Origin of the sequence: Streptomyces colwelliae, assembly GCF_048158785.1 — a bacterium.
In the GTDB taxonomy this organism is placed as follows: Bacteria; Actinomycetota; Actinomycetes; order Streptomycetales; family Streptomycetaceae; genus Streptomyces.
Genome location: NZ_JBLTJC010000796.1, coordinates 1 through 1360, shown reverse-complemented (window position 1 = coordinate 1360; position 1360 = coordinate 1). Strand labels below are relative to the sequence as shown.

The 1360-nt window shown below is 73.7% G+C and carries 1 protein-coding gene; it reads left to right on the top strand.

Annotation, left to right across the window (positions count from 1 at the left end):
• The first annotated feature begins 207 nt into the window (after positions 1-207).
• Positions 208-1233 (top strand): proteinase inhibitor I4 serpin, encoded by a 1026-nt coding sequence (locus tag ACNFOC_RS54420; RefSeq protein ID WP_416966319.1) that lies wholly within the window; start codon positions 208-210, stop codon positions 1231-1233.
• The last annotated feature ends 127 nt before the right edge of the window (positions 1234-1360 follow it).

Genomic DNA, 1360 nt, shown 5'->3' with positions numbered 1-1360 from the left:
CGACGCCTGATCTTCCCGAATGGGCCGCTTCGCAACCCAGTGCGCGGATGGCGCTTGCGCGATCGGCACGCCGACCCGGCCGACCTCGCCGCGGAAGGCGACGACCTCCGCGAGCGGGTCGGCGCCGATCTCCTCTGGTAAAGACCGATCGAGGTAGCGCTCCTGACCGCCGCTTCGGCGCGGTCGCGGGCGGAGCTGGCGGACGCGGTGGGCATACCGGCGGGGCAATCGGCCGCCGCGGCACGGGAGTTGCTGGGTGGGCTGGCGGCGATGCGGGGCGTGGACTCGGCGCTCGGGCTGTGGACTAAGCGGACGCTGGAGCTGCGGGAGGAGTGGGCGGCGGGGCTGCCGGCCGAGGCGCACGGGGTGCTCACGGGGGACATCGGGGCCGACCGCGCGACCCTGGACGGGTGGGCGGCGAAGCGGACCGGCGGGCTGATCGAGCGGATGCCGGTGGCGCTGGCGGACGACACCGAACTGGTGCTGGCGAGCGCGCTGGCCCTGCGCACGGAGTGGCTGCGGCCGTTCGACGAGGTGCCGATGGAGAGCCTGTACTGGAGCGACCGGGTCCCGCTCGGCCTGTTCCGCAGCACGGCCCTCCTGGACCGGATCGGCGTGGCCGACACACCGGACGGTCACGTCACCCGGCTGAAGGTCCTGGGCAACGCGGCGATCGACGTCCAGCTCCTGCTCGGGGAGGAGGGGATGACGTCCGGGCAGGTGCTCGGCGCGGGCGTGGGCATCCTGGACGGCCGTCATCCGGTAGTACCCGGAGACCGACTCCCCTACGGGGACCCCGGCCCGGGCCTGAACGTGGCGAAGGAACGCTGCACGAGCCCACAACCACCCTCGCTCGACGTGACGACGGTGGCGTACGACATGAGCGCGCACCATGATCTCCTGCGCCTGCACCGCCGGTTCGGCCTCACGACGGCGCGGGACGCCACGCGGGGTCACTTCCCCGGGATCAGCGGGTTCCCGCTGGCGATCGGGCCGGCCGAGCAGTCCACGACGGCGAGATTCGGGGCACGCGGCTTCCGCGCGGCGGCGGTGACGGCCTTCGCCGCCGTCCCCGGAGGTGCCGCGCCCGACCTCCGCTACGTCACCACCACCATCACCGCCCGCTTCGACCGCCCCTTCGCCTTCCTCGCCCTGCACCGCCACACACGGCTGGTGCTGGCGGCGGGCTGGGTCACGGAACCGGAGCCGTACCCCGAGCGGGACCGGGGCTGATCATCGGGGCTCGGGCGGCCGACGATAGCCTTCCCGTGCGCGATCACGCGCTTGCGCGATCTTGCGCTACGGGATTCACGGGGGCGGAATTGGGAGCGGTCGGGGGGATGGCGGTGCAGGGCGCGGG